The organism is Pseudomonas sp. NKUCC02_KPG, assembly GCF_019345465.1.
In the GTDB taxonomy this organism is placed as follows: Bacteria; Pseudomonadota; Gammaproteobacteria; order Pseudomonadales; family Pseudomonadaceae; genus Aquipseudomonas.
Map to the genome: position 1 here is coordinate 79,671 of NZ_JAHKRC010000011.1, position 25,371 is coordinate 105,041.

A 25,371-nucleotide genomic window follows, 5' to 3' on the forward strand; every position below is an offset into this window, starting at 1 on the left:
TGGGTGGCGAATCTGTAGTCGCTGACGAGCCGTGCGAGGCTGCGTTCGGCTGCGCAGCAGTCGTAAAGTCAGCTTGCACGGTTAATCAGGCAAACCGCGTGTACCGGATTTGCGATCGCTACGCGCTCGATCGCAGCCTCGTTCTACTCGTCAGCGACTACACGCGGGTGGGTGGCGAATCTGTAGTCGCTGACGAGCCGTGCGAGGCTGCGTCCGGCTGCGCAGCAGTCGTAAAGTCAGCTTGCACGGTTTATCAGGCACGCCGCGTGTACCGGTCTTGCGACCGCTATGCGCTCGATCGCAGCCTCGTTCCTTCGGCAGCGACTACGGGTTTTTCGTGATTTTTATCCTACGCCACACCAATGCGCCATTGCGCAGGCGGCGGTGTGCCGTTGACCGCGAAGTCACCCACGATCCGGCTCTTGTAGATACGCGGATTGTGGGACGACAACGTCCGCGCATTACGCCAGAAACGGTCCAGCCCCAATGGCTTGAGGGTGGCCGACGCACTCAGCGCATCAAACAAATCGCCACTGGCCTTGATGATCAGGTCCGAGACGATGGTTTGTGATTGCGCCACTTCCAGTTCCGCGATGTTCACCGCCAGGGTCAACGCCTGTTCGTCGTCGCTCAAGCTCGCTTCATGGGCGCGTTGCAGGGCCTGCGCGTTCAGTGCCGTGATGGCTCCCGCGGTGTAAGCCGCGCTGCGCAGGTTGCCCACCACTTGCAGCACTTGCGGATCCTGTGCCACACGCGGGGCATTGCCGCTGCTGAAACTGCGGGTGCGCCTGGCCACGTGCCCGGCCGTCTCTGCGGCCAGCGCCCGGCCAATTCCGGCCAGGGTCGCGGTGTGCACGGTCTGGTAAAAAGCCGGTGAATAGCGAAAGCGGTTTTCAGCCAGGATGACGTTGATCGGATCGACCGGCACTTCGCGAAAATGGGTCGTGCCGCTGGCGGTCAGGGTCTGGCCGAAACCGTTCCAGTCATCAATGATTTCAACCCCGGGGTCGCTGGTGCGTACAGTCACCGAGACCCGCTGTTCATCAGGGTTGTTGGCGCTGACATCGACCCAGTCGGCATACAGCGCACCCGTGGTGTAGAACTTGCTGCCGCTCAGTTGCCAATGGCCGCCGTGCAGGCTCAGGCGGGTGCCGAATTCAAGCTGTTTGGCGTTGCCCACTTCGCCGGACGCCGGGCTGACGGTCTCGCCACGGCCCAGTCGCTCCAGCCAGATGCCCTGATATTCACGGTCGCGGCTGTTGAGCAGGTTTTCGCAAAAACCAAAGTGCCCGCGCAACGACTGCACCAGGTTCGAGTCGGCCTCGGCCAGTTCGATCAGCAGGTTGAACAGTTCGGGCAGGCTGGCGCCCGCGCCGCCGTATGCCTTGGGTACGCGAACCGTGGTGAAGCCTGCTTCCTTGAGCCATTGCAGTTCCTGGATCGGCAGGCGCCGCTCCAGTTCGCGATCCACTGCCCCCTCGCGAATCCGGGCGAACAGGGGGCGAAAACGTTGCGCCAGGTCTTCGTATCCGGCCGACGGGACGGCGCCCCAGGCTGAGTCTATGTGTGACATGTGATGCTCCTTGGAATTACCAGCCAACGGCAAAGCGCAGGCCGGATACAGGCAGGGGTGGGGGGCTCGGCGCCGCAGCGCCCGGTATCGCCGCCAACAGGCGACGGGTGTAAGGGTGCCGGGGTGAGTGCCAGAGGGTGTGCGGGGTGGCTTGCTCGACAATCTGCCCGTGTTCCATCACCAGGATCCGGTCGGCGAAATAGCGCACCACCGACAGGTCGTGGGAGATAAACAGGTAGGACAGGCCCAGCTCTTCGCGCAGTTCCACCAGCAGGTTGAGAATCTGGGCCTGGGTCGAGACATCCAGTGCCGACACCGGCTCGTCGCAGATCACCAGCCGGGGCTTGAGGATCAGCGCCCGGGCGATGCCGATGCGCTGGCGCTGGCCACCGGAGAACTGATGGGGCAGACGCGCCAGACTGCTGCGCGCAAGACCGACGGCGTCGAGCATTGTCAGGCGTGCCTGTTGGCGCTGCCCCGGGTCGTTCTGTCCGTGCAGGCGCTGCACACGATCGAGAATGGTCTCCACGCTGTGGCGCGGATTGAGCGCGGCATAGGGGTCCTGGAAAATCATTTGCACCTGGCGTCGCCAGCCTAGCAGCTCCTCACCGGCGAGGCTGGCGATGTCGCGCCCGTCGAACTCGACTGTGCCGCTGCGGGCAGGCAGCAAACGCAACAGGGTGCGGCTGAGGGTCGACTTGCCGCAGCCCGATTCGCCGACCAGTCCCACGCTCTCGCGCTCGCCCACTTCCAGGCTGATGCGGTTGAGCACAGTGCTGTCGCCGTAGCCGGTGGTCAGGTCGCTGACCTTGAGCAGCGCCGGGTTGCCGGCGGGTGCCCGTGGCTTGCGCCCCGGCCCGTAGTGGCTGCTGTTGACGCTGTAGCGCGTGGCCTGGCCGGGCTGGCGCTCGATGTTGATTTCGGCCAGGCGGTTGTTCAGGTAGTGCTGGTCATGTTCAGCTCCCAGCGAAGCCTGAAGCAGGCCGCGGCTGTAGGGGTGTTGCGGGCGATCGATCAGGGCACGGGTCGGCTGGCTCTCCAGCGCGTGACCGTCGTGCATCACGATCACCCGGTCGGCGTGCTGGCCAACCACTCCCAGGTCATGGGTGATCAACAGCAGCCCCATGCCCAGTTCGCCGCGCAAACGGGCGAGCAATTCGAGAATCTGCGCCTGCACGCTCACATCCAGCGCGGTGGTCGGCTCGTCGGCGATCAACAGGCGCGGCTGGCAGGCAATCGCCATGGCGATCACCACCCGCTGGCGCTGACCGCCAGACAAATGTTGCGGGTACTCGTGCAGGTGGGCTGCGGGGCGGGGCAGTTGCACCAGCGCGAACAGTTCTTCGGCGCGTTTCCAGGCCTGGCGACGGGTGAGGTCGGTGTGCGCCAGCAGGTTTTCGGCCACCTGTTCGCCCAGGGTCAATACCGGGTTGAGGCTGGACAGCGGGTCCTGGAAAATCATCCCCAGCGCGTTGCCTTGCAACTGGCGCATCTGCCGGGGCGCGATGCTCAGCAGGTCCTGGCCTTCAAACAAGACCTGGCCGCCCAGCCGGGCGTTGTCCGGCAGCAGGCCCATCAGCGCCAGGGCCGTGGTGGATTTGCCGCAGCCGGATTCACCCACCAGTGCCAGGGTCTCGCCTGCCTGCAACGTGAAGCTCAGGTCTTTTACCGCATCGGCGTTGTCGTAGCTCACGCGCAAACCGCGTACGTCCAGAAGGCTCATGGGATATACCGTCGCAGGCGAGGGTTGAGGGCGTCGTTGAGACCGTCGCCCAGAAGGTTGAGGGCCAGCACCACGAAGATGATTGCCAGCCCCGGCAGGGCGGTCAGGTACCAGCCGCTGGCGATCTGTTCACGACCGCTGCCGAGCATGGCGCCCCAACTGGCTTGATTCGGGTCGCTCATGCCCAGAAAGGCCAGTCCGGCTTCCACCAGAATCGCCTGGGCGATCAGGATCGAGGTGGTGACCACCAGTGGCGCAAGGGCGTTGGGCAGGATTTCGCGCAGGATGATCGAGCTGTTGCTGAAGCCCAGGCTGCGGGCGGCGGTGACGAAGTCGGCTTCGCGCAGGGTACGGAATTCGGCGCGCACCAGCCGTGCGACCGTTGGCCATGAGGAGATGCCGATCGCCAGCGCGATGATCCCAAGTGTCGGGTTGCCGATGGCCACGATGACGATCACCAGCAAAAACGACGGCACGGTCTGGAACACTTCGCAGATGCGCATCAGCACATCCCCCAGCTTGCCGCCGTGGTAGCCGGCCAAGGCACCGACCAGCCCGCCGATCAATACGCTGATGAGGGTGGCGCTGGCGGCAATCAATAAGGAGCCCCGGGCGCCGTGGGCGATGCCGGCAGCCACGTCGCGGCCCAGTGAGTCGCTGCCCAGAACGTAGCCCGGGTCGTCGCCGGGCCAGAGCATCGGCATGGCCACCATGTCCAGCGGATCACCGGGATAGAGCGTTCCGGCCAACAGCGCCAGGGTGAGTACCAGCGCCAGCATCGTCGCGCCGATCAGTGCCGAAGGGTTACGCAACAGGGCCGTCCAGACGCTTTCGCTGTAGCCGGTCGGGGCGCTTTGCAGCACGGCAGTGGTCATGGGGCAGCTCCTTTTCAGTCGGCCTGGATACGGGGGTCGAGCCAGGCTTGCAGCAGGTCAACGGCGATGTTGATCACCACGACCAGCATCGATGACAGCAGCAGGATGCCCAGCAGCAGGTTGTAGTCGCGGGACATCACCGCCTCCAGGGTGAGGCGGCCCAGGCCCGGCCAGCCGAACAGGGTTTCGGTGACGGCCGCGCCACCGAGCAGGGCGGCAAAATGCAGCCCGGCCAGGGTCGATAAGGGCAGCAGGGCATTGCGCAGCACGTGCCGCGACACCACTCGCCAGGGCGCGAGCCCCTTGGCGCGAGCGGTGCGCACATAGTCCTGGCGTTGCACTTCAAGCATCGCGGCGCGGGTCAGTCGGGCATACAGGGCGATATAAAACGTGGCCAGGGCCAGTACGGGCAGCACGGCGTGTTGCAGCCGGTCGAGCAGCCAGGCCGGGCCATTGAGGTTCAGGCCCAGGGTCTGGAAACCGTTGCTGGGCAGCCAGCCCAGTTTGACCGAGAACAGCAACACCGCCATGAGGCCGATCCAGAATCCCGGCGTGGAGTAGAGCAGCAACACCGCCAGTGACAACACGCGGTCAGGCCAGCGCCCGACCCAGGTCGCCATGACGGTTCCGGCAGCAATCCCGATGGCCAGTGCCAGCCCCAGTGCGCCGACCATCAGCAGCAGGGTGTTGGGCAGTCGGTCCAGCACCAGTTGGCTGACCGGCAGGTTGAAGCGTGGCGACAGGCCCAGGTCCAGATGGGCCAGTTGGCCGAGGTAGCGCTGCAGTTGGTCCACCAGGCTCAAGTCCAGGCCGAAATGGCTGCGCCACTGAATCAGCGTCTCGGCGCTGGCGCCCCCGGATTCACCGGCCAGCACGTCTACCGCGTCGCCGGGGATCAGCCGCAGCAGCAGAAAATTAAGTACCAGGATGCCGATCACGGTGGGGATGGCTTGCCACAAGGTGCGCCTCGACAGGCGCCACATTCTGCGCCGTTCAAGCATGCTCGCCACCTGCGGCGGCCAGGCTGATATTGGCCAGGCTGCTGTCCAGGCCGTTGGCGTCGTCTTCGAAGCCGCTGACCCGCGTGTTGTAGACCGAGACCTGTTGCTGCATCACCAGGGTGATGGAGGGCACTTCTTCGATCACGATTTTCTGGAATGCCTTGAACAGATCGCCGCGTTTTTGCTCGTCGGTCTCCACGGCGGCGCTTTCCAGCAGGCGGTCCACCTCGGGGTTGTTGTAGTGGGTGCCGTTGGAGAAGGGCACACCCTTGCGGAAGTTCTTCGACCAGTACAGGCGTTGAACACCGACGGTGGGGTCGTACAGGGTGCCCATGCCGACCACCGCGAAATCAAAGTCGCGGTCGGTGTAGATCCGCTTGATGTAGGTGGGGAAGTCCTGGGCGCGCAGCTTCACTTCGATGCCAATGCGTGCCAGTGCACTGCGCACATAGGTGGCGGTGCGGCTGTAGCTGTCGCCATAGGGCAGCGGGTCGAGGGTCAGGCTGAAACGCCAGGGGCCTTTTTTCTCTAGCCCCGCCTTGTCCAGTAGCGCGTTGGCAGCCTCTGTGTCGAAGGGGTACGGGTTGGGGCCTTCGTAGACGTAGTTGGCGAAGCTTTTGGGAATGGGCGAATAGCTGGCTTCGGCGTAGCCGTAGTACACCACTTTGCGGATGACTTCGCGGTCCAGGGCATGGGCAATCGCCTGGCGGACTTCGAGGCGTGACAGCAGCGGGTGGTCAAGGTTGAACTCAAGAATGGTCGGGGTAATGGTGTAGCGGTAGCCCCGGGTTGTGGCCTTCAATCGGCCGGATTTGGTCAGGCGGTCAAGCTCGCTGAGGGGCACCGGGCTTTGCCCGCCGGCATCCAGCGTGCCGTTTTCGAACGCGGCCATGCGGGCGGCGCCGTCCGGGATGACTTTGAGGATCAGGGTGTCGACCACGGTTGCCGCCGGATCCCAGTACTGCGGGTTGCGTTCGTATTCGATAAAGCTGCCACGTTCCCAGCGCTTGAAGCGGAAGGGGCCGGTGCCCACCGGGGCATTGTTGTGCAGGTTGCTCAATGGGTCGCCCGAGGCATACAGGTGCTTGGGCACGATGGGCGTTTCACCTCCGGCAAAGCCGCGAATCAGGTACGGCGCAGGCTTGCTCAAGTGGACGATGGCGGTGTGGTCGTCGGGGGTGTCGACTCGCTCAAGGTTGGCGAAGGTGCTGGAGCCTCGGGGGTGGAAGCGCTTGATCAGGTCCAGGGAGAAGGCCACGTCAGCCGAGGTGAAGGGCTCGCCGTCATGCCACTTGACCCCTTCGCGCAGGGTGAAGCGGTAGCTCAGGCCATCGGGTGCAGCCTCCCAGACGGTCGCCAGTGCAGGGCGGGCGTTGAGGTTTTCGTCATAGGTGAGCAAGCCCTCCAGCACCTTGCTGCTGGCCGTGACACTGGTGCCCGCTGTGGTATTGAACGAACTCAGCGACGGTGGTTCGGGGTTGATCAACAGGTTGAACACCCGCCGCCCGCTGACGGCTTCGCCCGTCGCGTCGGCCAGGGCTGAGGGCAGGAACGGAATGCTGGCGCCGAGTGCGGACAGGGCAGACAGGCCAACAACAAATTGACGACGGGTAAAGGGCATGGCGGTCATCCTGGGGTGGGTTAGCGGCGTAAGCCGGCCTGGCGCAAAAGCGGCAAAACGCGCTCGCCAAACTGTTCAAGGTCGGGGGCGAAATCGAAGAAACTCAGTTGCAGGCCGTCGATACCGGCCTCTTTCAGGCGGATGATGTCGCGCACCACGGTCTCGGGGCTGCCGACCAGCTGGATATTGCCGCCCACGTAACGCTCTGCCGGTTGGTGGCCGCGCCAGGCATGGGCATCGCTGGCTTCGCGGGCATGACCCTCCAGCGCACCGGGGTCGCCTGCGGCGGTGATGGCGGCGTGGACTTCCCAGGCTTCGGCATCGCTGTCGCGGCAAATCACCAGCGGGTTGATCAGGGTGCGCACCTGACGGCCATAGCCGTGGGCGGCGTGTTTGATCCGCTGCAAATGCTCGGGCAGCTTGTCCAGCGCGCTTTCGATTTCGGCACTGCCGGGGCTGGTGGTAAACACGATGTCGGAGTGACGGGCGGCAAAGTCGATGCCTGCGGGTGAACCGGTGGCGTTGACCAGCACCGGGCGGCCAAAGGACGGTTTGACGCTGACATAGGCCTCTTCGAGTGTGTAATGATCGCCGCTGAAATCGACGTTTTCCTGGCTGTGCCACAGCTCCTGCACCACGCGGATAAATTCGTCGGCCTGGCGGTAACGCTGATCATGCTCGATGGGCGCCTGCCCAAAGCGCCGGTGCTCGCGGTGGCGATGGCCAGTGACCAGGTTCAGGCCCCAGCGGCCTTTGCTGATGTGATCCAGGGTGGCGCCGAACTTGGCCAGATGCAGCGGATGCCACGGGCCGTAGAGCACGTGCAGGGTGGAAATCAGCAAGATCCGCTCTGTCACCGACGCCAGTGCCGCCTGGGTGATGAAGGCATCCAGGGATTCGTCATGGTAGCGGATATCGCCACCGTAGCCGCCCTTGCCCAGCCATTCGGCCAGAGCGAACACCAGATCGAAGCCCAGCGCTTCGGCGCGCAGGGTCAACTGGCGGTTGTAGTCGAAGGTCCAGGTGGTGCTGCGAGGCAGTGCCGATGGGCTCCAGCCGCCCGATTGCACAGGCAGGAACAGGCCCAGAAACAGCGGTTGCTCGAAGGCGCGGGACAGCGGGCTTTCAGGGAAATCCAGTGGGGATAGCTGACGTGACAAGGCGAAGGCTCCAGGCAGTGGGTAGGCAAAAGCGGTCTATTCCTGCACTTGCGCAGGGCTGGTCACCAGATAGGCGACGGCTTCGCTGTCTCTCGGGTTGTGGCAGGTGTGGGGCTGTTCGGTGCTGAACAGGATTGAGTCGCCAGTGTTCAGGACGATGAGTTCGTCATTGAGGGTCAGCTCCAAAGTGCCTTGGGCGACCACCAGGTTTTTTTGCCCGCTGTGGGGGTTGCCGGGCAGGGTTTTCCTGGCCTGGGGGCTCAGGCGCAGCTCATGGAACGCCACCGCCGGTTCACCGTGCTCGGGGGGCAAGGCGCGGCGGATAACGGTGCCGGGGTCGAGAAATTCGGCGATCGACACCTGAAGCGCGCCTGCCACCTTGCACAGCACTTTGACCGAGGGAAAACTGCTGCCTGCTTCTATCTGCGCAATCATTGCCCGCCTCACGCCGCTGGCATGGGCCAGCCCTTCCAGGGTCAGCTGGCGCTTGTCGCGCAGGCGCCGCAGGTTGAGGCTGATACGTTTGGCGATGGGGTCGTCGCCCTGTTGATCGCGCTCGGGCAGGCTGAAGGGAACACTGCCGCTGCTGTCGAGAAAACCGGTTGGGATATTCATGGGCGCGAACCTGCAGCGGCAGTGAGTGCAGGTGAATAGTCAGGGCCATGGGGGCGACGGCTCATGATGATTCCTTTTCATGCGGTCCGAAAAGTCATGAGATTACCGAGGGTTTTTTAGATCCATAAATAATTAATTCAGCCGTTTAAATGCCATTTATGTATAAGCGAAATCCTGGCAAAACGGCTCTATGGTTATGCTTCGTTGGGCGTTGACCGCTTCAGCCCCGCTGACTACTGTTTGCGCCACTTGATTTCACGATCACCACGCAGGGAGTCATCATGAGCGACATTCAGTACCGCAACCTGGGCCGCAACGGTGTGAAGGTTTCGCCCATCACCCTGGGCACCATGATGTTCGGCGGGCAGACCCCGGACGACGTCGCCCGGCGTATCACCGACCGCGCGTTTGAGCAGGGCATCAACTCCATCGACACCGCCAATGGCTACAACGGGGGGGCTTCGGAAGAGGTGGTCGGTCGTTTGATCGGCGAGCGCCGTCAGCAATGGGTGCTGGCGACCAAGTTCGTCAATCCCGACCCGGGCGGTAGCGGGCCGAACAACAGTGGCGCCTCGCGCCAGAACGTCATCGCCTCGGCCGAAGCCAGCCTCAAGCGCCTGAACACCGACTATATCGACCTGTTTTACCTGCACCGCGAAGACCATGACACGCCGGTGGACGAAACGCTTCGAGCCCTTGATGACTTGATCCGGGCGGGCAAGATTCGCGGTTACGGGCTGTCCAACCACCGGGGCTGGAAGCTGGCCGAATTCAGCCGCAGCGCTGACCTGCTGGGCATCCAGCGGCCGAGCGTGAGCCAGCCGCTGTACAACCTGGCCAACCGCCAGATCGAAGTCGAGCACCTGCCTGCGGCCGAGCATTACGGCATTGGCGTGATCTCTTACAGCCCGTTGGCCCGTGGCGTGCTGACGGGCAAATACGACCCTGATCAGGCGCCGGGCCAGGACACCCGCGCCGGGCGTAACGACCCGCGCCTGCAGCAGACCGAGTGGCGCCCCGAGTCTCTGAACCTGGCCCAGCGCATACGTGAATACGCCGAGGGGCAAGGCATCACTGCAGGCCAGTTCGCCCTTTCATGGGTGCTGAACAACGCCCTGATCACCTCGGCCATTGCCGGTCCGCGTACCGAACAGCAATGGGAAGACTACGTACCGGCGCTGAACTACAGGTTCACTGCGCAGGACGAAGCGTTTATCAATGATCTGGTGGTGACGGGGCACTCATCGACACCGGGCTACAACGACCCGAGCCATCCATTTTTTGGGCGCCGGTCGCGGGTGTAAATGAGCGACCGCGTCGCCTGCATCGCAGGCAAGCCAGCTCCTGCAGGTCCTGTGTTGAACACAAATGCTGGAGTTTCTGTGGGAGCGGGCTTGCTCGCGATGGAATCACCGCGAGTTACCTGGCAGACGGGGTCGTCAGGATCAGAAGTTGGCCGGTGTGTTGGCGCTGATGATCTCTGCCTCGTCCGCGCCAATGTTGCGAAAACGGTGGGGCAGGGTGGTCGGGAAGTAATAGCCGTCCCCGGCATTCAATATGCTGATTTGCCCGTCCACGGTGAGTTCTACCGTGCCGCGGGCAACCAGCCCGCATTCTTCCCCTTCAGCGTGCACGATCGGCTCTTCCCCGGAGCTTGCGCCCGGCGCGTATTGCTCGCGCAATAACCGCATTTGCCGACCCGGCACCGAAGCGCCTATCAGCAGCAAGCGCAAGCCATCACGCCCCAGGTCCGGCTGTTCATTGGCGCGGAAGACGTATTGGTGTTCGCGGGGGGGCTGGTCGAAGGTGAAAAAGTCGGCCAGAGACATGGGGATGCCTTCCAGCAACTTTTTAAGGGAGCTGACAGAAGGACTGACGCGATTCTGTTCGATCAGGGAAATGGTGGCATTGGTGACGCCGCTACGCCGGGCCAGCTCGCGCTGGGACATTTTGTAGCTTTCGCGTACTAATTTGAGTCGTGAGCCCGTGTCCATGACAGCCTTATGTGAGAACTACTTAAGGGTGATGGGGGAGATGGCGGTCGACGGATGCTGCAAATCGCACCGTACCCCTGTCCCAGAAACGTGAAAGGCGACTATTAAATCACGTTTGTTCGTGTTGCTCAGCAGGTTCGGTAAATAGCGCAGGCCAACCCTGATTGCCGGAGTGGGAGCGGGCAAGCCCGCTCCCACTGGGGCGCAGCTAGATCCCGAAACGGTCGCGCATTGCGTAGTACGCAGCGCCCATGGCAGTCAGCGGGACCTGGAAGGTCCGGCCACCGAGCATGGGCATGTGCGGCAACGAGGCAAACGCATCGAAACGCTCGGCGTCGCCGCGGATCATTTCAGAAATCAGTTTGCCCGCCAGGTGCGAGCAGGTGACGCCGTGACCGCTGTAGCCTTGCATGTAGTAGGCGTTTTTCTCGATACGCCCGAATTGCGGCATGCGTGACATGGTCAGCAGGAAGTTGCCGGTCCAGCGGTAATCGATCTTCACGTCCTTCAATTGCGGGAAGGTCTTGAGGATTTTCGGCCTGATCAGTTGCTCGATGTCGTCCGGCTCGCGGGCACCGTAGACCACACCGCCGCCGTACAACAGGCGGTTGTCGGCCGTCAGGCGGTAGTAGTCGAGCAGGTAGTTGCAGTCTTCAACACAGTAGTTGTGGGTGATCAGGCTACGGGCGACGTTTTCCGTCAGCGGCTCTGTCACGACAATTTGCGAACCGCAGGGCATGCTTTTGCTGGTCACGCGACTGTCCAGGTTCTGCGGCAGGTAGGCGTTGCCCGCGATCAGCAGGTACTTGGCCCGAACCACCCCTTTGGCGGTGCGCACGGTGATCGGCTCGCCGTAAGTGATTTCCACGGCAGCCGACTGCTCGAAGATCTTGCCGCCCAGGCCGATGATTGCCGACGCTTCGCCGAGTGCCAGGTTCAGCGGGTGGATGTGTCCGCCCTGCATGTCCAGCAGGCCGCCCACGTAGTTGTCGCAACCCACTTCACGCTTGATGTCGTGTGCATCGAGCAGTGTCAGGTTTTGGTTGCCGTAGCGTTCCCAGCTGTTTTTTTGCTCGGTCAGGCCTTTGAGTTGCTTTTTGTTCAGCGCCGCAAAGATCCCGCCGGGACGGTAATCACACTGGATGTCGTAGTGCTGGATGCGCTGACGGATGATGTCGGCGCCTTCAAAAATCATGCTGCCAAGCACTTCGGCAGTCTTGTCACCGTAGCGCGCTTCGATGACGTCCACGTCGCGGCTGTAGGAGTTGACCAGTTGACCGCCGTTGCGACCGCTGGCCCCGAAGCCGACTTTGGCGGCTTCGAGCACGGTGACGCTGTAGCCTGCCTCGGCGAGGAACAGGGCTGAAGACAGGCCGGTGTAGCCCGCGCCGATCACGCAGACATCGCATTCCACCCGCTCTTCAAGCGTCGGGAAGTCGCCCGTGTGGTTGCGGGTCGCGGCGTAGTAGCTGTTGATGTGTGTCTGTTTCATAAGTTTCTCCGATGGCTGTCGACACGTGCTGGCGACAGCCGTCGCAAAGGTGTCAGAGCTTGATCCAGGTGGCCTTGAGCTCGGTGTATTTGTCGAACGCATGCAGGGATTTGTCCCGACCGTTACCCGACTGCTTGAACCCGCCAAACGGCGCAGTCATGTCGCCGCCGTCGTACTGGTTGACCCATACGCTGCCGGCGCGCAAACCGCGAGCAAAGGTGTGGGCCTTGCTCAGGTTGCTGGTCCATACGCCTGCGGCCAGGCCGTAGATGCAGTCATTGGCTATCGCCAGCGCTTCTTGCTCGGTGTCGAAGGTGATAAGCGACAGCACCGAACCGAAGATCTCTTCACGGGCGATGGTCATGGCGTTGGTCACACCGTCGAAGATGGCCGGTTCCACGTACAGGCCCCCGGTGTCTTCGAGGGTACGATTGCCGCCTGTGAGCAGGCGTGCGCCCTGGTCCTTGCCGATCTGGATGTAACGCAGGACCGCTTCCATTTGGCGCTGATCGACGACGGCACCCACGGTGGTTGCCGGGTCCAGGGCATGGCCCGGTTTCCAGGCTTGCAATGCCTGAACCAGCAGGGGAATGAACTGCTCGCGAATCGAGCGCTCCACCAGCAGGCGCGAACCTGCGGTGCAGACTTCGCCCTGGTTAAAGGCAATGGCGCTGGCGGCTGCTTGCGCGGCGGCGGGCAAATCCGGCGCGTCGGCAAACACCACGTTAGGGCTCTTGCCGCCCGCCTCGAGCCACACCCGCTTCATGTTGCTCTGGCCCGCGTAGATCAGGAGTTGCTTGGCAATGGCTGTCGAGCCGGTGAAGGCCAGGACGTCGACGTCCATGTGCAACGCAAGCGCTTTACCGACGGTGTGCCCGAAGCCCGGCAGGACGTTGAACACCCCTTTCGGGATACCGGCGTCCAGTGCCAGTTGCGCGATGCGGATCGCCGTCAGTGGCGATTTCTCCGAAGGCTTGAGGATGAACGAGTTGCCTGCCGCCAAGGCCGGGGCGAACTTCCAGCTGGCCATGATCAGCGGGAAATTCCACGGCACAATGGCCGCCACAACACCAGCAGGTTCACGGGTGATGAGGCCCAGTTGATCGTGGGGGGTGGGCGCGACTTCGTCGTAGATTTTGTCGATGGCTTCGGCGTTCCAGCGAATCGCGTTGGCGGTTGCCGGGATATCGATGGTCATGGAGTCGCTGATGGGCTTGCCCATGTCCAGGGTTTCCAGCAGCGCCAGTTCTTCCTGGTTTGCCAGAATCAAATCGGAAAAACGAATCAGGATGCGCTTGCGCTCAGCCGGGGCGAGCCTGGCCCAGACGCCGGATTCAAACGCCTTGCGAGCAACGATCACCGCCGCATTGGCGTCGGCTTCGTCGGTGCTGGCGACGTTCGCCAGAAAGCGACCGTCCACCGGGCTCATGCATTCGAAGGTTTCGCCGCTGAGTGCCGGACGGTATTGACCATCAATGAATGCCCGGCCTTCTAGTGTCAAAGACTGAAAGCGTTGCTCCCAGTCACTGCGAGTGTTTGCCATTGGAGTGACTCGATGCAGGGGAAAAGGGGTCGCCGGACGTGCAGGCGACCCATTTACGAGTGGAGAAAACACAGGCGCCGGGGAGGGGGCTTGCCCGCGCAAGCGGTGTGTCAGGCGACATCCATGCTGGATGTGCCGACGACATCGCGGGCAGGCTCGGGTCCCACAGCGGATTGGTCCATCACACGGTGTGCAAGTACCAGTTGTACTCAAGGTCCGAGATGGAGTTCTCGAACTCGGCGAGTTCGCTTTCCTTGCAGGCGACGAATACGTCGATGTACAGCGGGTCGATGTACTTGGCCATAACTTCGCTGTCGTCCAGTTCGCGCAAAGCGTCACGCAGGTTGTTCGGCAGGCTCTGTTCGTTTTGCTCGTAGCTGTTGCCTTCTACCGGTGGGCCTGGCTCGATTTCGTTGGTCAGGCCGTGGTGAATACCGGCCAGTACAGAGGCCATCAACAGATACGGGTTGGCATCGGCGCCGGCGACGCGGTGTTCGATGCGCACGGAATCGGCAGAACCGGTTGGCACACGCACTGCCACGGTGCGGTTATCGATGCCCCAGCTTGGCGAGTTCGGTACATAGAACTGTGCACCGAAACGGCGGTATGAGTTGACGTTCGGGCAAAGGAAGGCCATCTGCGCGGGCAGGGTCTCCAGCACACCGCCGATCGCGTGACGCAATGGGGCGTTCTGCTCGGGATCCTCGCTGGCAAAGATGTTGTTGCCTTCTTTGTCGAGAATCGAAATGTGCACGTGCAGCCCGTTGCCCGCCTGGCCCGGATACGGCTTGGCCATGAAGGTGGTGTCCATCTCATGGTCGTAGGCGATGTTTTTCACCAGACGCTTGAGCAGTACCGCGTAGTCGCAGGCCTTGATGGGGTCGGACACGTGATGCAGGTTGACTTCGAACTGGGCCGGGGCACTTTCCTTGACGATGGCGTCAGCCGGAATGCCTTGCTCTTTCGCGCCTTCAAGAATGTCTTGCAGGCAGTCAACGTACTCGTCCAGGTCGTCGATCAAATACACCTGGGTCGACATTGGGCGCTTGCCCGACACCGGCGACCGTGGCGATTGCGGGCGGCCGTTCACGTTGTCCTGGTCGATCAGGTAGAACTCGAGTTCAAAGGCTGCACAAATCGTCAGGCCCATGTCATCGAATTTGGAGACGACCTGACGCAGCACTTCCCGCGGGTCAGCGAAGAACGGCTGGCCTTCCAGTTCGTGCATGGTCATTAACAGTTGTGCCGTCGGACGTTTCTGCCACGGCTCGATGCACAGGGTGTTGGGGATGGGGTAGCAGATCCGGTCCGAGTCACCGATATCCAGACCCAGGCCGGTGCTTTCCACCGTAGAGCCGTTGATATCGAGTGCAAATAAGGAGGCGGGCAGGTTGATGCCTTTCTCGTAAACCTTGTGAAGACTGGTGCGCTCGATGCGCTTGCCGCGCACCACGCCGTTCATATCCGCAATGAGAAGGTCGACGTACAAAACCTCAGGATATTTCTTAAGGAATGCGTTCGCTTCATTGAGCTGAACTGCGCGCAGGGGAACCGACATGATGCACCTATTATGTTAATTATTATGTTCACTGCCCTTTCACGAGCTCAGTCAATCCGAAAGGTTTAGTGAAGTCAATAGCGAACACCCTGTCTTAAATCGTTATTTTTTAGGTCGGATGAGGGCTTTTTGGTCTCTGATAAGCCATTTCGAGCCTGAGAAGGCCGATGGTTTGCCTTGAGGTGTTTTAGATTTTTTACATTGGAGTTGTTAATTAAAATCAACAAGACTAAGCTCCGGAAAAGCTCGTTCAAGTGTGAAACTTCGAGGTGATAAAAATGGCACTCAAGCCATTGATCGGCGTTACTGCATGCGTCAAACAGATTGGCCTGCACCCTTACCACGTCAGCGGCGACAAGTACTTGCGTGCTGTCAGCGTCGCGTCTCTTGGGTTGCCGGTGATCATTCCTTCCCTGGGGCAACTGACCGAAACAGATGAGCTGCTCGCCCATCTGGATGGTGTGTTGTTCACGGGTTCGCCTTCGAATGTGGAGCCATTCCACTATCAAGGTGCCCCCAGCACGCCGGGCACGGATCACGATCCGGCGCGTGACGCCACGACCCTTCCTCTGTTGCGTGCGGCCATTGCTGCGGGCGTTCCGGTGCTCGGCATTTGCCGGGGTTTCCAGGAAATGAACGTGGCATTCGGTGGCAGCCTGCACCAGAAAGTCCACGAGCTCCCCGGCTTTCTCGATCACCGCGAAGCGGATCATCCGGACCTGGCCGTGCAGTACGCACCGGCTCATGACGTCGAGGTGCAGCCGGGTGGTGTCTTCGACGCGCTGGGTTTGCCTCGCACGTTCCAGGTCAATTCGATTCACAGCCAGGGCATTGATCGCCTGGCCCCCGGCCTGCGTGCCGAAGCCGTTGCACCGGACGGTCTGATCGAGGCGGTTTCTGTCGAGTTCAGCCAGGCTTTTGCCGTGGGTGTGCAATGGCATCCGGAATGGCAGGTTCAGAACAACCCTGTCTACTTGAGTATTTTCCAGGCGTTTGGCGATGCATGCCGGCAACGAGCATCTCTTCGTGATTCACGCTGACTGACGGTTTTCATCTTCGCTTATGGATTGGGCTGTCTGCGTAAGCAGGTGGGCGTTTCTTTGCGTGTCAGTCCCTCACGGCAACACACCGCGATAACAACAAGTACAACCAGGCAACCGCAAATGCGGCGCCGAATGAGCCCGTTCGCTGCGGGTTATCCACTACTAAGTCGGGCCGCGTTGGCCTGGCGACTGAAACCTGTTGGGAGTTTCATATGGCAAACGCCTCCAGTACCTATAGGAAGGCTCTTGAAGGTCACCAGGCACCGAAGAAAGTGTTGGTAAAAGTCGACCGTGTTACCAAGAAGTTCGACGAAACCATCGCTGTTGACGATGTGTCCCTGGAGATCCATCAAGGTGAAATCTTCGCCCTGCTCGGAGGCTCCGGCTCCGGAAAGTCGACCCTCCTGCGCATGCTGGCAGGCTTTGAGCGCCCAACAGAGGGCCGTATTTTCCTCGACGGTGTAGACATCACTGACATGCCGCCCTACGAGCGGCCGATCAATATGATGTTTCAGTCATACGCGCTGTTCCCGCACATGACGGTGGCGCAGAACATCGCCTTTGGCTTGAAGCAGGACCGCTTGTCCGCCAGTGACATTGAGGCCCGCGTTGAGGAAATGCTGCGACTGGTGCACATGACCCAGTACGCCAAACGCAAGCCGCACCAATTGTCCGGTGGTCAGCGTCAGCGCGTGGCCCTGGCCCGTTCGCTGGCCAAGCGCCCGAAACTGCTGCTGCTCGATGAGCCGATGGGCGCGCTGGACAAAAAACTGCGCTCGCAGATGCAACTGGAACTGGTGGAGATCATCGAGCGGGTTGGCGTGACCTGTGTGATGGTGACCCATGACCAGGAAGAAGCCATGACCATGGCTGAGCGTATCGCCATCATGCACCTGGGCTGGATTGCTCAAATCGGTAGCCCGGTCGACATCTATGAAGCGCCTGTCAGTCGGATGGTGTGCGAATTCATCGGCAACGTGAACTCCTTTGACGGTTCGGTCATTGATGACGAGGAGGGCTACGCGATCATCCACAGCCCGGAACTGGATCAAAAGATCTACGTGGGCCACGGCGTGACGACGTCCCTGCAGGACAAGTCGATTACCTACGCCATCCGCCCGGAAAAAATGCTGGTCAGCACCCTCAAGCCCGAGTCGGCCTACAACTGGTCCCACGGCAAGGTGCATGACATCGCCTACCTGGGCGGTCACTCGGTGTTTTACGTGGAACTGCCCGGGGGCAAGATCGTCCAGTCGTTCATGGCCAACGCCGAACGCCGTGGCGCGCGCCCTACCTGGGACGACGCGGTCTACGTGTGGTGGGAAGACGACAGCGGCGTGGTACTGCGCTCATGAACATGCGAAAACTCAAGCGCCGACTGCAACGAATAACCCCTGGTGGCCGTCAGTTGGTCATCGGGATTCCATTCCTGTGGCTGTTTTTGTTCTTCATGCTGCCGTTCTTCATTGTTCTGAAGATCAGCTTTGCCGAAGCCGACGTCGCCATTCCGCCCTACACCGAAATCTACGGTTACGTTGACCAGAAAATCCAGCTGCTGCTGAACCTGAGCAACTATTCCATGCTGGGTGACGACGAGCTGTACATCGCCGCCTACCTGGGCTCGCTGAAGATGGCCTTTTTCAGCACCCTGTTGTGCCTGCTGATCGGTTATCCGATGGCCTATGCCATCGCCAATGCGCGCAAAGAGATGCAGACCGTGCTGGTGCTGCTGATCATGATGCCGACCTGGACCGCGATCCTGATCCGGGTGTATGCCTGGATGGGCATCCTCAGCAACAACGGCCTGCTCAATGGTTTCCTGATGTCGATGGGCTGGATCAGCGAACCGCTGCAGATCCTCAACACCAACATCGCGGTGTACATCGGCATTGTGTATTCGTACCTGCCGTTCATGATCCTGCCGCTGTACGCCAACCTTGTGAAACACGACACCAGCCTGCTGGAAGCCGCGTCTGACCTGGGTTCGAGCACGTTCAACAGCTTCTGGAAAATCACGGTCCCGTTATCGAAAAACGGCATCATCGCCGGCTGCATGCTGGTGTTTATCCCGGTGGTAGGCGAGTTCGTGATTCCGGAACTGCTCGGCGGCCCGGAAACCCTGATGATCGGTAAAGTGTTGTGGCAGGAATTCTTCAACAACCGTGACTGGCCCGTAGCGTCCGCGCTGGCTGTCGTCATGCTGGCGATCCTGATCGTGCCCATCATTCTGTTCAACCGCAGCCAGGCTAAAGAGCTGGAGGGCAAGATATGAATCGCATCCGTTTTTCTAGTTTTATGTTGGTCGCGGGGTTGGTGTTCATCTACCTGCCGATGCTGATCCTGGTGATCTACTCGTTCAACGCCTCCAAGCTGGTCACGGTATGGGGCGGCTGGTCGCTGAAGTGGTACGTGGGCCTGCTGGACAACACGCAACTGATGGGCTCGGTGATGCGCTCGCTGGAGATTGCCTGTTACACGGCGATTGCAGCCGTCGCGCTGGGCACCCTGGCGGCGTTCGTACTGACCCGAATCTCGCACTTCAAGGGCCGTACGCTGTTTGGCGGCCTGGTGACGGCGCCGCTGGTGATGCCTGAAGTGATCACCGGTCTGTCGCTGTTGCTGCTGTTCGTGGCCATGGCGCAGATGATCGGCTGGCCGCAGGAGCGTGGCCTGGTCACTATCTGGATCGCCCACACCACATTCTGTTCGGCCTATGTGGCGGTGGTGGTGTCGTCACGTCTGCGCGAGCTGGACATGTCGATCGAAGAGGCGGCGATGGACCTGGGTGCCAAGCCGTGGAAGGTGTTCTTTCTGATCACCATCCCGATGATCGCGCCGTCACTGGCTGCCGGGGGCATGATGTCTTTTGCCCTGTCGCTGGACGATCTGGTACTGGCCAGCTTCGTGTCGGGGCCGGGCTCCACGACCTTGCCGATGGAAGTGTTCTCGGCGGTGCGTCTGGGGGTCAAACCCGAGATCAACGCCGTGGCCAGCCTGATCCTGCTGGCGGTGTCGCTGATGACCTTCATGGTGTGGTTCTTCGGCCGTCGTGCTGAAGAGCATCGTAAAAAGGCTATCCAGCAAGCCATCGATGAGTCGGCGGCAGAGTCCTGGAAGCAGCCTGACGTGCGTGGCGGGCAGTCGACAAGCGCGGCTTGAGCTCGCGTCATAAACAACCTCGGCCCTTGTGAAGGGGCCGAGGTTTTTTTATGGGTATTAGCTTTGGCCGTGACCGGTTCAAGGCAGTCCTTTCGGAAAATACCGGCTGGGTGCCGCGCCCAGTACTCTGCGAAACACACTGGTAAAGGCGCTCGGGCTGCTATAGCCCAGGTCAGTCGCCACTCGCGTAATGGCTTCGCCGTTACCCAGGCGCACCACGGCTGCCAACAGGCATGCTTGCTGGCGCCATTCGACAAAGCTGATTCCGGTTTGCTGGCGAAATAGCCGGGTGAAGGTGCGGCGGCTCATGCCGACCTGGCGGGCCATCTCATCAATCCCGATATCCAGTGACGGCTGTTCCAGCAACGTACGACAGGTCTGTGCCAGCCTTGGCTCACCCGGCAACGGTGCATTGAGTGACAGGGGCGGCATGCCGGCTATTTCGTGAAGCAGCAACCCCATCACAAGACCCTCCCGACGGGTCTCGTCATACAGCGCCGGGATATCCACGGCCTGGATCAGCAGCTGGTGGAGCAGGGGCGAGATACCGAAGACCTGGCACTGTGCGGGCAGGCCAAGCCGGCTGCAGGCGGGACTGCGGATATAAGTGTTCAGCATGGTCACCGGCCCGGCCATGCTCATTTCATGAGGCACCCCCGCTGGAACCCAGATAGCCCTTTGCGGGGGCACGACCCAATTGCCCTGGTCGGTAAATACGGTGATGACACCGCTGGCGGCATAGGCAAATTGCCCGCGACGATGGGTGTGCAGCGCAAAGTGCTGGCCGTCTGCATAGTTATTGGCCGTGACCACTGCGTCACGGGGGATGTTCTCGTAGGTATCGATGTCAATTTCGCGCATGGCCCGAATTTAATGATCTATGACCTGATAGTGCAAGCGGGCCTTGGTAGCAAGTGTTCATAGTGACGCCTCGGTTGGTGCGCACGCTCGCCAGCCCTGCCTACTGGAAGCAGAACGCTATGCAAAAGAAACACGTGGCCCTGGCCGTCATGGTGACGGCCGTCTGGGGGTTTAATTTTCCCATTACCAAATTGGGCCTGGCTGCCATTGATCCGTTGTTGCTGACTGCGCTCAGATTTACCCTCGCGGCGTTGCCGTGGGTGTTTTTTATCAAGCGTCCCCCGATAGCCCTGCAGTGGCTGGCGGCTTATGGACTGATTTTTGGTGTTGCGATGTGGGCGCTGATCAACGTGGGCATCGAATTGGGAGTCCCGCCCGGAACTGCTGCCCTGTTGGTTCAGTTCAGTGCTTTTTTCACGCTGGGCTGGGGGGTGTTGCTGTTTCGCGAGCATCTGAGCCTGGGCCAGATGCTGGGGGTAGGGCTTGCGGTGCTGGGTCTGGTCAGCATTATTCTCGCCAGTCCCGGCCACGGCACGACCGTGGGCTATGGCTTGTTGCTGATCAGTGCATTCAGCTGGAGTGTGGGCAACGTCATCATCAAGCAGTCCAGGGTCCGGGAGATGTTCGCCTTTGTGGTCTGGGCCAGCGTGTTCCCGCCGATTCCCTTGCTGCTGCTCACCTGGCTGGCTCACGGATCTGCGCCGTTTACCGCATTGGTCGAACACGTTGAGTGGGTAGCGGTGTTCTCGCTTTTGTTTCAGGTCTACGCAGCGACGCATTTCTGCTACTGGGGCTGGAATTTATTGCTGCGCGAATACCCGGTGTCCAAGGTGGCGCCGCTGTCCTTGCTGATTCCGGTATTCGGGGTCGCAGGGTCGGTGCTGATGCTTGGACACTCGGTGGATTTCAGTGAGGGGGTATCGATTGTGCTGATTTTGTCGGCGCTTGCGGTGGGGTTTGTAAAAGGGCCGGGGCTTAGTCCGAGATGTCAGTTACCGGGATGGCCTGGTCGTCAGAAGGCTGCGCGGCGCTTTTCTTCTCTCGACGATCGTTGATCCATTTGCCGACCTGTGCCGGGAATTCGGCGGGGGATTTTCGGCCGACCTTTCGGGCAAGATCAAGAATGGTTTGTTGGGCCAGGGCCTCTTCCATGCGCTTTTGTGCCGTCATCATCGCCGCGTGAACCGAACAGTGGCCGTCCAGCGCCCAGGCAGGCGGCGAGCCTTCGAAGAGTGCGCAGCGGCCACGGATTTCCCGGCAATCGAAAATAAGCTTCTGGCCGTCGATAGCGTTGACGATATCGAGAATGCTGATTTCGTCAGCAGGCCTGGCCAGCTTGAATCCGCCGCGCACGCCTTCGGTGGCCACGACCAGTCTGGACTTGGCCAGCTTGGTGAAAATCTTTGCCAGGTAGTCCTGAGGTACGCCTTGCAACTCTGCAAGATCACGCACGCTCGCTTCACGGCTTTCGCCACCATCACCTACCAGAAAAAGCAGGCAGTGAATGCCGTACTCAACGCCCGCGCTGTAAAGAGACATCAGTATCTCCGACTGAATTAGTCGCATATTTTAGCAGCGATCAGTCAGGCGAGCAACGCTACTTGAGCGTGACAGCAGGGTCATGGGCCACAAATAAAGATTGCTCTCTGTAACTACGACTAATATAGTCGCCGTTATTGAGGTTCGGTGGTGATCGTCATTCGGGGTTGCTTTGCTCGGGCTTCTCATCAGGGGATAAAAAATGAAACAGCAGATTCTGATTATTGGCGCAGGCTTCGGTGGCATGTGGACCGCTTTGAGTGCAACGCGGTTGTTCGACATTCATGGCCACGACGAGGTTGAAGTGACCGTATTGGCCCCTCAGGCCGAGCTGCGCATACGCCCGCGTTTTTACGAGCCGGACGCGCACCAGCTGTTCGCACCGATTGGCGAATTGTTCGATGCAGTAGGTGTAACGTTCATCAAGGGTGCGGCAGAGACCATCGACGCCCAGCAAAAAACGGTCGGTTACATCGATGCCGCCGGTACGAAACAAGTACTCAGCTACGACAAACTTGTTCTGGCCACCGGCAGCCGGCTTGCGATCCCCGACACCCAAGGCGTGGCGCAATACGCTTTCGATGTGGACCAGATCGAGCAAGCCGTGCGCCTGGAAAATCACCTCAAGTCACTGGCAGACCTTCCAGAAAGCCGTGGCCGCAACACAGTGGTCGTGGCGGGTGGCGGTTTTACCGGCATTGAAACAGCGACCGAAATGCCAGCTCGTCTGCGGGCCATACTGGGTGATCACGCCGACGTTGAAGTGATCATCGTGGACCGTGGTGAAAAAGTCGGGGCGTCAATGGGGGCTGAAATCAGCCAGTCGATTGCACAAGCCAGCGATGAACTGGGAGTGACATGGCGCTTGAAATCGTCGGTGGTGGCCGTTGATGAACAGGGCGTGACCCTTGGAGATGGCCAGCGAATCGACGCGAAGACCGTGGTCTGGACCACGGGTGTGCGGGCTTGCTCGCTGACAGCGCAGATCCCGGGAGAGCGTGATTCCCTTGGGCGTCTGCATGTGGATGCCCACCTTAAAGTCATTGGCCAGAAAGACATCTTTGCCACCGGTGATGTTGCCTACGCCGCAACCGATGACCTGGGCAACCATGCACTGATGACATGTCAGCACGCCATTGTTTTGGGGCGTCATGCAGGCAACAACGTTGCGGCCCAGATCCTGGGCGTGGCACCGATTGCGTACAGCCAGCCCAAGTACGTCACGTGCCTGGACCTGGGAGGCTGGGGTGCGGTCTACACCGAAGGCTGGGATCGCCAGGTCAAGCTGACCCGGGAGGAAGGCAAATCGCTGAAGACCCAGATCAACACCGTGTGGATCTACCCGCCAGCCGCAAACCGTGACGCGGCGTGGGCGGCGGCGGATCCATTGATTCCGATTGCCTGAGGTGGCCTGGGTGTAGAGCCCGGGTTTTGCTGAATTTCAGGCACAAAAAAAGACGTCCTTGGACGTCTTTTTTTGTGGATTTGGTGGGCCGGGGTAAGTTGAATTGGTGTTGTATCTTATTGATATGATTGATTAATTTTATTTATTATTTTGGTTGGAATACCGATTGGAATGCCATTCAGCTGAAAAAGTGCATAACAGACTTCCCTGCTGATATATCGCTCACCCTATTAGACTCTCCATCGGACGATGGCCTGTGCTGGATTCTGCTGATTGGTGGTGGGCCAGGTTCGCCCCGGCAGGGTGTCGATTCGGCGTCAACGATAACTCTCAACGTGCACTAGCCGGGGGGCTTGGTCTGTTAAGGTACGTGTCTTTTTGCTATCGAATTGGCTAGTACCCCTGTGGATAACTGCAGGAAATGCTATCATTCCGTCGAGAATCGGTGACCTTCGTTGGCTTTTCCCGTCTAACTAGGTACCGATCTATCCCGCCAGTAGTCCGCTCATAGGAGGAGTGACCATGACCAATATTCAGAGTCTCTACTCCGCCTTAAGCGCTCACGGGCTATCGAAGCAGAAGATTGCGAGGATCCTTCCCGAGTGGTGGTCCGAGGAAGTCGAAGCCACTCCCGGTGGCGCTCAGCGTGCGAAAATCTATCTTGCGAAGGCCCTGAGCTTGCAGATACGCGCGTTCAGCGAGAGCCCTCCGCGCGTCGAATTTGATGTGCCCGGCGAGAAGCGATTTAAGCTTTCGGCTAAAACCTCAGAAGACGACGTGTCGTTAGCTGTTGCTTTGGCCCGGAGCGCGTCGCGGATCGCGATATCCGCCCTGAATAGGGAATATCAAGCGCCGCCAGCAAGTGCTTCTGCCATCAGAGACTATATTCTGAGCACTGGAGCTAAGTGGGTCGGCTTGTCCGAGATCATTGATGCATGCTGGTTGCATGGAATACCTGTGCTGCATCTGGCATCGCCATTGCTGGCTAAGAAAAAAATGGACGGTATTGCCATGTCTGTTAATAGCCGGCCTTCAATCGTCCTGTCAAATGTGCGGAAAAATGGTTTCCTGCTTTTTCACTTGGCACATGAGCTGGGGCATATCGCATTAGGCCATTTGAGTGAAAATAGCGCTATCGTAGATGACGATTTCGAGGATCAGGCTACCCGATCGAAATCTGCTGACGAGACGGCTGCGGACCGTTTCGCTTTGGAATTGTTAACTGGCAATCCCGATAGTAGGCTGACGCTGCAGCAAAAGATGAAAGCCCAGCCTTTGGCTGATCTTGCGCGAAGAACTGGTGAGCAGCGGAAAATTGACCCTACCCATTTGGTCATGAGCTGCGCCCATAACGACAAAAAGTATTATGGGCTTTACGTCGGTGCGGCGAATATCCTCGGTGGTGGAATTGAGGATCAGTCGGTGATTACTGGGAAGGTTTTTCACAATCTTTCTCCAGGCCTTGCACCCGATGCTGAGCACTTGCTGCGGAATCTTATCGCATAAATGATTCTGCTCGCCGACAACGACATTCTTATCATGCTCGCTCAGTGTGACCTCGTTGACGAGGCGCTATCCGTATTTCAGTGCGGACTCAATGAGTGTTTTGTCGTTGGTGCTGCACCGTATTCCCTCTATTTGAACGATCCTCAGAAATGCTACGACAAACGTCTGGGAAACCATACGGCCTTTGATCGTCTTGCCGGGTTGGTGGGTTCTTGTCAGAGGCTCGGCGCTTCAGAAGAGAACATTGATCTTCTTGAGGCGTTAACGCGTATTGACGGCGTGGACGACGGAGAGCTTGAGCTGTTCATGCACGCTGATAGCCTGCACCGCAATCATCAGCATTACACACTCACTACGGGTGATAAGCGTTCTCTAAAATCGCTGCTTGCATCTGAGTGTACGCTCGCGCTCCCCTCATTGTTTCAGCGAGTAGAGTGTTTAGAGTCGCTCCTGCTCAAGGCGATATCGCTGTATGGCCATGCTCATGTCACCAATAAAATTGGGCGCGGTCATGCTACTACTACCAGACAAGATAGGTTTGCTCAGGTGCTACGGGTCGCTTTTGGTAATGAGCGGAATGAGGCTGCTACACGTGAGGCACTCAACTATTACATGCAGGACGTCGCCTACTTTATTAGGCCCTGATCTGACTCAGTGGCTGGATTCACAATTGGCAAGCTCAAGTCATAGATGTCCATGTTCG

The 25,371-nt window shown here is 60.0% G+C and carries 22 protein-coding genes; 9 read left to right on the forward strand and 13 right to left on the reverse strand.

Translation table 11 applies throughout. The features are described 5' to 3' along the window. Positions 1-349: 349 nt before the first annotated feature. Genes KO536_RS15870 through KO536_RS15900 form a run of 7 tightly spaced genes read right to left on the reverse strand, consistent with a single transcriptional unit; the run spans position 350 to position 8,568 of the window. Positions 350-1,573 carry an acyl-CoA dehydrogenase family protein gene (locus tag KO536_RS15870; RefSeq protein WP_219262393.1) on the reverse strand — a complete coding sequence of 408 codons (1,224 nt, stop codon included), beginning with the start codon at positions 1,571-1,573 and terminating at the stop codon, positions 350-352. A 16-nt stretch (positions 1,574-1,589) separates the two neighbouring features. Further along, entirely contained in the window at positions 1,590-3,296 is a 1,707-nt protein-coding gene (locus KO536_RS15875; RefSeq protein ID WP_219262394.1) for an ABC transporter ATP-binding protein, read from the reverse strand. After that, the gene (locus tag KO536_RS15880; protein ID WP_219262395.1) at positions 3,293-4,171 is read right to left on the reverse strand and encodes an ABC transporter permease; all 879 of its coding nucleotides are present in this window, start codon (positions 4,169-4,171) and stop codon (positions 3,293-3,295) included. Before KO536_RS15880 ends, KO536_RS15875 begins: the two co-directional genes overlap by 4 nt. 14 nt (positions 4,172-4,185) lie before the next feature. Next, entirely contained in the window at positions 4,186-5,172 is a 987-nt protein-coding gene (locus tag KO536_RS15885) for an ABC transporter permease (RefSeq protein WP_219262396.1), read from the reverse strand. Then, positions 5,165-6,793: an ABC transporter substrate-binding protein gene (locus tag KO536_RS15890; protein WP_219262397.1), complete on the reverse strand. Its 1,629-nt coding sequence runs from the start codon at positions 6,791-6,793 to the stop codon at positions 5,165-5,167. The genes KO536_RS15885 and KO536_RS15890 overlap by 8 nt, the downstream gene beginning before the upstream one ends. Positions 6,794-6,813: 20 nt before the next feature. Next, complete coding sequence (locus tag KO536_RS15895; RefSeq protein WP_219262398.1) at positions 6,814-7,953, reverse strand: LLM class flavin-dependent oxidoreductase; 1,140 nt, start codon at positions 7,951-7,953, stop codon at positions 6,814-6,816. A gap of 36 nt (positions 7,954-7,989) precedes the next feature. Further along, positions 7,990-8,568, reverse strand: coding sequence for a helix-turn-helix domain-containing protein (locus tag KO536_RS15900; RefSeq protein ID WP_219262399.1), 579 nt, complete (start codon positions 8,566-8,568; stop codon positions 7,990-7,992). 281 nt (positions 8,569-8,849) lie between these two features. Between KO536_RS15900 and KO536_RS15905 the strand changes: the two genes are divergently transcribed. Beyond that, positions 8,850-9,872: an aldo/keto reductase gene (locus tag KO536_RS15905; RefSeq protein ID WP_219262400.1), complete on the forward strand. Its 1,023-nt coding sequence runs from the start codon at positions 8,850-8,852 to the stop codon at positions 9,870-9,872. 141 nt (positions 9,873-10,013) lie between these two features. Here KO536_RS15905 and KO536_RS15910 read toward each other — a convergent pair whose 3' ends face one another. From KO536_RS15910 to KO536_RS15925, 4 genes are all read right to left on the reverse strand, one after another. Further along, positions 10,014-10,562: a cupin domain-containing protein gene (locus KO536_RS15910; RefSeq protein WP_046810696.1), complete on the reverse strand. Its 549-nt coding sequence runs from the start codon at positions 10,560-10,562 to the stop codon at positions 10,014-10,016. Between the two features lie 208 nt (positions 10,563-10,770). Then, positions 10,771-12,054 carry an FAD-binding oxidoreductase gene (locus KO536_RS15915; RefSeq protein ID WP_219262401.1) on the reverse strand — a complete coding sequence of 428 codons (1,284 nt, stop codon included), beginning with the start codon at positions 12,052-12,054 and terminating at the stop codon, positions 10,771-10,773. 52 nt (positions 12,055-12,106) lie between these two features. Beyond that, positions 12,107-13,597, reverse strand: a complete 1,491-nt coding sequence (locus tag KO536_RS15920) for an aldehyde dehydrogenase (protein ID WP_219262402.1) — start codon at positions 13,595-13,597, stop codon at positions 12,107-12,109. Between the two features lie 181 nt (positions 13,598-13,778). After that, the gene (locus KO536_RS15925) at positions 13,779-15,155 is read right to left on the reverse strand and encodes a glutamine synthetase family protein (RefSeq protein ID WP_019827394.1); all 1,377 of its coding nucleotides are present in this window, start codon (positions 15,153-15,155) and stop codon (positions 13,779-13,781) included. 278 nt (positions 15,156-15,433) lie between these two features. On the opposite strand from KO536_RS15925, the gene KO536_RS15930 reads away from it, so the two are divergent. From KO536_RS15930 to KO536_RS15945, 4 genes are all read left to right on the forward strand, one after another. Beyond that, complete coding sequence (locus tag KO536_RS15930; protein ID WP_133078327.1) at positions 15,434-16,195, forward strand: gamma-glutamyl-gamma-aminobutyrate hydrolase family protein; 762 nt, start codon at positions 15,434-15,436, stop codon at positions 16,193-16,195. Between the two features lie 215 nt (positions 16,196-16,410). Continuing rightward, entirely contained in the window at positions 16,411-17,553 is a 1,143-nt protein-coding gene (locus KO536_RS15935) for an ABC transporter ATP-binding protein (protein ID WP_133078326.1), read from the forward strand. Next, a complete protein-coding gene (locus KO536_RS15940; protein WP_133078325.1) occupies positions 17,550-18,470 on the forward strand; it encodes an ABC transporter permease subunit in 921 nt (306 codons plus the stop codon). The genes KO536_RS15935 and KO536_RS15940 overlap by 4 nt, the downstream gene beginning before the upstream one ends. Continuing rightward, on the forward strand, positions 18,467-19,357 hold the full coding sequence (locus KO536_RS15945; RefSeq protein WP_219262403.1) for an ABC transporter permease subunit: 891 nt from the start codon (positions 18,467-18,469) through the stop codon (positions 19,355-19,357). Before KO536_RS15940 ends, KO536_RS15945 begins: the two co-directional genes overlap by 4 nt. 78 nt (positions 19,358-19,435) lie before the next feature. Here the strand turns inward: KO536_RS15945 and KO536_RS15950 are convergent, their stop codons facing one another. After that, complete coding sequence (locus KO536_RS15950) at positions 19,436-20,218, reverse strand: helix-turn-helix domain-containing protein (RefSeq protein WP_219262404.1); 783 nt, start codon at positions 20,216-20,218, stop codon at positions 19,436-19,438. Between the two features lie 119 nt (positions 20,219-20,337). Between KO536_RS15950 and KO536_RS15955 the strand changes: the two genes are divergently transcribed. Next, positions 20,338-21,273: an EamA family transporter gene (locus tag KO536_RS15955; RefSeq protein WP_219262405.1), complete on the forward strand. Its 936-nt coding sequence runs from the start codon at positions 20,338-20,340 to the stop codon at positions 21,271-21,273. Here KO536_RS15955 and KO536_RS15960 read toward each other — a convergent pair. After that, positions 21,194-21,757, reverse strand: coding sequence for an Rrf2 family transcriptional regulator (locus KO536_RS15960; protein WP_133078321.1), 564 nt, complete (start codon positions 21,755-21,757; stop codon positions 21,194-21,196). The genes KO536_RS15955 and KO536_RS15960 overlap by 80 nt on opposite strands. Positions 21,758-21,959: 202 nt before the next feature. Here KO536_RS15960 and KO536_RS15965 point away from each other — a divergent pair, with 202 nt between their 5' ends. The 3 genes from KO536_RS15965 (at position 21,960) to KO536_RS15975 (ending at position 25,313) form a co-directional block, all read left to right on the forward strand. Continuing rightward, entirely contained in the window at positions 21,960-23,162 is a 1,203-nt protein-coding gene (locus KO536_RS15965; protein ID WP_219262406.1) for an NAD(P)/FAD-dependent oxidoreductase, read from the forward strand. Positions 23,163-23,684: 522 nt separating this feature from the next. Continuing rightward, positions 23,685-24,668 (forward strand): ImmA/IrrE family metallo-endopeptidase, encoded by a 984-nt coding sequence (locus tag KO536_RS15970; protein WP_219262407.1) that lies wholly within the window; start codon positions 23,685-23,687, stop codon positions 24,666-24,668. Continuing rightward, positions 24,669-25,313, forward strand: a complete 645-nt coding sequence (locus KO536_RS15975) for a hypothetical protein (RefSeq protein WP_219262408.1) — start codon at positions 24,669-24,671, stop codon at positions 25,311-25,313. Positions 25,314-25,371: the final 58 nt, after the last annotated feature.

Coding starts and splice junctions, on each gene's coding strand:
- KO536_RS15885 (WP_219262396.1), bottom strand. CDS start 5,172: ATGCTTGAACGGCGCAGAATGTGGCGCCTGTCGAGGCGCACCTTGTGG.
- KO536_RS15870 (WP_219262393.1), bottom strand. CDS start 1,573: ATGTCACACATAGACTCAGCCTGGGGCGCCGTCCCGTCGGCCGGATAC.
- KO536_RS15890 (WP_219262397.1), bottom strand. CDS start 6,793: ATGCCCTTTACCCGTCGTCAATTTGTTGTTGGCCTGTCTGCCCTGTCC.
- KO536_RS15955 (WP_219262405.1), top strand. CDS start 20,338: ATGCAAAAGAAACACGTGGCCCTGGCCGTCATGGTGACGGCCGTCTGG.
- KO536_RS15975 (WP_219262408.1), top strand. CDS start 24,669: ATGATTCTGCTCGCCGACAACGACATTCTTATCATGCTCGCTCAGTGT.
- KO536_RS15875 (WP_219262394.1), bottom strand. CDS start 3,296: ATGAGCCTTCTGGACGTACGCGGTTTGCGCGTGAGCTACGACAACGCC.
- KO536_RS15900 (WP_219262399.1), bottom strand. CDS start 8,568: ATGAATATCCCAACCGGTTTTCTCGACAGCAGCGGCAGTGTTCCCTTC.
- KO536_RS15925 (WP_019827394.1), bottom strand. CDS start 15,155: ATGTCGGTTCCCCTGCGCGCAGTTCAGCTCAATGAAGCGAACGCATTC.
- KO536_RS15910 (WP_046810696.1), bottom strand. CDS start 10,562: ATGGACACGGGCTCACGACTCAAATTAGTACGCGAAAGCTACAAAATG.
- KO536_RS15930 (WP_133078327.1), top strand. CDS start 15,434: ATGGCACTCAAGCCATTGATCGGCGTTACTGCATGCGTCAAACAGATT.
- KO536_RS15920 (WP_219262402.1), bottom strand. CDS start 13,597: ATGGCAAACACTCGCAGTGACTGGGAGCAACGCTTTCAGTCTTTGACA.
- KO536_RS15965 (WP_219262406.1), top strand. CDS start 21,960: ATGAAACAGCAGATTCTGATTATTGGCGCAGGCTTCGGTGGCATGTGG.
- KO536_RS15945 (WP_219262403.1), top strand. CDS start 18,467: ATGAATCGCATCCGTTTTTCTAGTTTTATGTTGGTCGCGGGGTTGGTG.
- KO536_RS15935 (WP_133078326.1), top strand. CDS start 16,411: ATGGCAAACGCCTCCAGTACCTATAGGAAGGCTCTTGAAGGTCACCAG.
- KO536_RS15880 (WP_219262395.1), bottom strand. CDS start 4,171: ATGACCACTGCCGTGCTGCAAAGCGCCCCGACCGGCTACAGCGAAAGC.
- KO536_RS15950 (WP_219262404.1), bottom strand. CDS start 20,218: ATGCGCGAAATTGACATCGATACCTACGAGAACATCCCCCGTGACGCA.
- KO536_RS15970 (WP_219262407.1), top strand. CDS start 23,685: ATGACCAATATTCAGAGTCTCTACTCCGCCTTAAGCGCTCACGGGCTA.
- KO536_RS15905 (WP_219262400.1), top strand. CDS start 8,850: ATGAGCGACATTCAGTACCGCAACCTGGGCCGCAACGGTGTGAAGGTT.
- KO536_RS15940 (WP_133078325.1), top strand. CDS start 17,550: ATGAACATGCGAAAACTCAAGCGCCGACTGCAACGAATAACCCCTGGT.
- KO536_RS15960 (WP_133078321.1), bottom strand. CDS start 21,757: ATGTCTCTTTACAGCGCGGGCGTTGAGTACGGCATTCACTGCCTGCTT.
- KO536_RS15915 (WP_219262401.1), bottom strand. CDS start 12,054: ATGAAACAGACACACATCAACAGCTACTACGCCGCGACCCGCAACCAC.